The sequence below is a fragment of the Streptomyces sioyaensis genome (genome assembly GCF_004122735.1).
GTDB classification, from domain to species: Bacteria; Actinomycetota; Actinomycetes; order Streptomycetales; family Streptomycetaceae; genus Streptomyces; species Streptomyces sioyaensis.
The window spans coordinates 1-4,537 of the sequence record NZ_SDIF01000236.1 but is presented as its reverse complement, the minus strand read 5'-3'; the positions used below and the strand labels follow the sequence as shown (position 1 = coordinate 4,537).

At 75.9% G+C, this 4,537-nt stretch carries 3 protein-coding genes; 2 read left to right on the top strand and 1 reads right to left on the bottom strand.

All coding sequences use genetic code 11. The features are described from left to right. Positions 1-1,087: sensor histidine kinase (locus tag EST54_RS33375; RefSeq protein ID WP_244942674.1), on the bottom strand; the 1,087-nt coding region annotated here is incomplete at its 3' end. Between the two features lie 448 nt (positions 1,088-1,535). On the opposite strand from EST54_RS33375, the gene EST54_RS33370 reads away from it, so the two are divergent. Both EST54_RS33370 and EST54_RS35795 read left to right on the top strand, forming a co-directional pair. Then, positions 1,536-2,588 carry a ubiquitin family protein gene (locus tag EST54_RS33370; RefSeq protein ID WP_174857567.1) on the top strand — a complete coding sequence of 351 codons (1,053 nt, stop codon included), beginning with the start codon at positions 1,536-1,538 and terminating at the stop codon, positions 2,586-2,588. Positions 2,589-2,617: 29 nt separating this feature from the next. Further along, a partial coding sequence (locus EST54_RS35795) for a hypothetical protein (protein ID WP_244942673.1) occupies positions 2,618-4,537 on the top strand: 1,920 nt, incomplete at its 3' end.

The following is a 4,537-nucleotide window of genomic DNA, read 5'->3' as shown; positions in this document are numbered from 1 at the left end:
ACACCAGGATCAGCAGCCGGTCGCCCGCCCGTAGCCCGCCACCGCCCCGGTCCGAGGGCCCTGCGGGCCCGCCCCCCTTGACCCGCCACACCTCGACCGACGCCTGCCGCGCCGCGCTGTGCTTGGAGACGTTCTGCAGCAGCTCCGAGACGGTGAAGTAGGCGATGCCCTCGATGGCGGGCGCGGGCCGCTCGTCCAGGTCCACCGAGGTGGTCACCGGCACCGTGCAGCGTCCGGCCAGCGAGGCCAGGGCGGGCCCCAGCCCGCGGTCGGTGAGGATCGCCGGGTGGATGCCGCGGGCCAGGTCCCGCAGCTCCTGGAGCGCGAGCTTCACCTCGCCGTGCGCCTCGTCCACCATCGCCGCGGCCGCTTCCGGGTCCTCCAGCAGCTTCTCCTTGGCCAGCCCGAGCCCCATGGCGAGCGCCACGAGACGGGCCTGCGCGCCGTCGTGCAGATCCCGTTCGATGCGGCGCAGGTCGGCGGCCGCGGTGTCGGTGACCGTCACCCGGTCCGACTCCAGCTCCGCGATCCGCCGCTCCAGCTCGTCGGAGGGGGAGAGCAGAGCGCGCACCATCGCCCGGTCCACGTTGGACAGCCAGCGTGCCGCCCACGGCAGCACCGGCCAGCCCACGATCAGCAGGACGAGGACGACCGTGAAGGTGAGGAGCACCCACGGCAGCCGGACGAAGGCGAACAGCGCGTGCCGCCAGGCGACCGGATCCGTCAGACACGTCCACAACCACGGGAAGAACCCCCGCTCGCGCGGCCGCAGCGGGCTCGGTTCCGCGATCCGTACGCCGAGCAGCGCCGCCGCCCGGGCGCGCTCCAGCCTCCCGTACTGCCGGCAGGCCAGCAGCCCCGTCGCCAGCAGCGGCAGGCCCACCACGGTGAGGGACAGCCCGATGCCCAGCGTGAGCCACACCACCAGCGCCATGAACGCCGCGACGCCCAACGGGAAGTTGGCCAGCAGGTAGGCGACCTCCCGCCACATCAGGCCACTGATCAGCGCTCGGGGCGGCGGTGGCGGGACGTCGTCAAGGGCGTCCTCAGCAGCACTGGACCGACTGGACCGGGATCTCTCCGTCATACGCCCAGCCTGCCCGGCGGCGTTCCCCGGTGCCATGGGGTTGAGGGGGTGGCGGACGGTGGGGTTTACCTCACCCCGTCCGGACCCTGTCCCGCCATGGCCGCCGCACCGACGGGCAGACCCTGCCCAACTCCGTGCCACCATGGGCGATTTACGGGATTTTGGCTGGTGGGGGCGGTGACGGTCCCCGCGGGCGAATTGCTCCGGCCGTGCTGGACAGGCTGTCGCAGGGGAGCCGTATCGTGTCGCGGTACGGAACGGGAGGGGGAGCGACGATGGCGCGTCACTGCGACAGCCGGTTGCCCGCTGGCAACACAGGGACCCCGTCGGCGTGGTGAGGGTGAGTACGGGGATGGGGACGGGGACGGGGACGGATGCGGTGGCCGTGTCGGGTGCCTCCCTCAGCCGGGAGACGGCGGCGGCGCCCGTCGCGCAGGACGCTACGGACATGACGGACGCGGCAAGCGCGCCGGACGCGGCCGCCGGTGGTCCGGACGTGCGCAGCTGGCACTGGGGCGAGCGGAGCCGGACGGGGACGGCTGGTGCGGCGAGTGTGCTGCTTGCCCTCATCGCCGGGACAGCGGCGGCGAGTTGGTACGGGCCCGGTGCCGCCGCGGTCGGGCTCGGGATCGCCGGGGTTCTTGCCGTGGCGGGCGGAGCCCTCTGTGGCCGGCTCGGCCGGCGTCCGCTGGGTACCGCGCTGCTTCTGCTGGGCGGTGCGCTCGGTGTGCTCGCCTCGTGGCAGGCCTCCTCGGCCGGCGCGGTGCGGCTGGCGGCGGTCGGACTGACCGTCGCGGCCGTGCTCGCGCTGCTCGGGGTCGGTACGGAGCTGGGGCGCGGCGGACTCGTCGGCGCGGCGACGCTCGCGTGCGCGGTGGGCGTCTGGGAGGCCGGGCTGGCGCTGACCGGTGTGGCACGTACGGGAGTTGCGCTCGGCGTGGTCTCGGTGCTCGTGCTCGGGTATCTGCCCCGGCTCGCGCTGCGGACGGCCGGGCTGACCCGGCTCGACGACCGGCGCTCCGGCGATGCGCCGGTGAGCCGCCACCAGGTGGCGACCGCGCTGGGCGCGACCCATCGCGGTCTCGCGCCGGCCACCGTCGCCGTGGCGGTCTGCGCGGGTGCGGCGGGAGCGCTGGCCGCGGGGCAGGGGGACGGCTGGTCGGTCGCCGCCGCGGCCCTGTTGTGCGTGGTGACGCTGTCGCGGGCGCGGGCCTACCCCCTGGCCGTCGAGGTCATCGCCCTGCTGGCGGCCGGTACGGCGGTCGCGGTGTGCCTGCTGCTGCGGTGGGCGGCCGGTTCGGGTGATCCGTCGGGTGCGCTGGCAGTGCTGGGAGTGCTGGCGGTGCTGCCGCTCGGGGTGCTCGCGCTGCGGGTGCCGGAGCAGGTGCGTGTCAGGCTGCGCCGGCTGCTGAATCTCGTCGAGTCGGTCAGTGTGGTGGCGCTGATTCCGGTGGCCCTCGGGGCGCTCGGGGTCTACGGCCCGCTGCTGCACACGTTCTGACCCGGAAAGCCGGAAAGACGGAGACGGACATGGCAGCGGATGGATCGGCGTCGGCGGCGGACGGAGCGGCCGCAGCGGACGGCCCGGCGGCGGACGGACCGGCGGCGTCGGGCGGACCGGCGCAGAACAACTGGCAGCACGATCTGCTGCGTGATCTTGGTGGGGGAGCGATGGCGCCGGGCACGGGCGGCGGACCGGGTACGGACGGGGGACCGGGTACGGACGGAGCACGGGAAGCGGCCGTCGGACCGGCAACGACCGGCGGACCGGCGACGACCGTCGGACACGCGACGGCCGGCGGCTCGGCCATACCCGGCCCGGGGCCCGCGGCCGACGCGATATCCGCCTCTGACCCCGCGCCTGGCCCGGCCTCCGCCCCCGCTCCCGTCGACGCGAGCGTGTGGGACACCCCGACGACCGCGAAGGCGGAGCCGGCCGTGCCCGAGCAGACGCTTGCGCCGTCCGCCGGGCCGATGCCGACGGTTGCCCACGCCGCCCCGCCCGGCCCCAGCGATGCGCCCGGCCCCATGCCGACGCCCGTGCCGCCGCCCGCGGTGCCGTCGGCCCCCGTGCCGTCGGCCCCTCCCGCTCCGGCGCCCCACCCCGTCCCGGAGCCGGCCCCCGCGCCCGCCACTCCGCCCGTGGCAGCCGCCCACCCGGGACCGCCCCCGCAGGCCGCCGCGCCCGTGCACACGCCTACGCCCGTGCACCCGCCCACGCCCGTCCGCGGGTTCGCCCCGGCGCGCAGGTCCGGGCCCACCCCCGTCTCGGTACCGCTGATGCCGCCCGAGCTGGACGCGCTGCGGAGCAAGCCGCGGCACGGGGAGTCCGTCGCCCAGCGCGCGGGGCGGGCCGTGCGGCGGGCCATCGCGTCGTCGCCCGCGGCCGAGACCACCGCCGTCACGCAGACCGCGTACGCCATCCAGCAGCCGGTCACCACCGGCCGGCAGATCTCGGTGACCAGCATCCGGGGCGGTGCGGGCAAGTCCACGGTCTCCGCGCTGCTGGCTCTCACCTACGCGCACTACCGCGCCGATCCGGTGCTGGCGATCGAGGCCGATCCGGCGCTCGGCACGCTCCCGCACCGACTGGGTGCGACGGAGGTGCGCTGGTCCGGAACCGACCTGGCGCAGATCGTCGATCCGTCGATGCTGATCACGGATCTGACCGGGTATCTGATTCCGTTTCCGGGCGGCGGCTGGCTGCTGCCCGGCAGTCAGGGCGCCATCGGCACCCGCCTGGACATCGATACGTACCGGGTCGTGATGACCTCGCTGCGCCGGTACTTCGCGACCACGGTCGTCGACTGCGAGACGCTGCCCGCTGAGGTGGCGCGCACCGCGCTGGTGACGACGCAGGCCCGGATCCTGGTCAGCCCGGCGACCCCGGAAGGCGTGGCCGCCACGCGCTCCGTCCTGGACTGGGTCGGCGGCGTCCACCCCCGGATGCTGCCGACGACGGTCGTGGTGCTCAGCCATGTCGCCCCGGATACCGGGCTCGATGTCCGCAAGGCCGCCGAGCACCTCGGCGTCGGCGGCGCGGTGGTGCTTCCGCTTCCGTACGACCGCCATCTCGCGGCGGGCGGGGCGATCCGTACGGAGCTGCTCGGCGAGCGGACGCTACAGGCGGCGGCGCGGATCGCGGCCGAGGCGATGAACCGGGCGGTCTCGCGGGCGGACGGCAGCAGCCGGCAGCGGCCGGGCCAGGACGCCCCGCCGCCCCCCGACGGCGCCGGCACCCCCGCGCCCTACGCCGGCCCGATGAGCGCTGGAGCCCCGGCGCCCCATGCCACCCCGGGCGGCCCCGGGCCCTACGGCGCCCCCTCCACGGCGGGCGGTCCCGCGTCCTATCCCTCTGCCGCGGGCGGCCCGGCGCCGTACCCCTCTGCCGCGGACGGTCCCGCGCCGTACCCCCATCCGCCGGCCCACCCCTCAGCCCATCCCTCAGTC

Excerpts from the sequence above, each read along its gene's own strand:
- EST54_RS33370 (WP_174857567.1), top strand. The coding sequence starts at position 1,536 with ATGACGGACGCGGCAAGCGCGCCGGACGCGGCCGCCGGTGGTCCGGAC.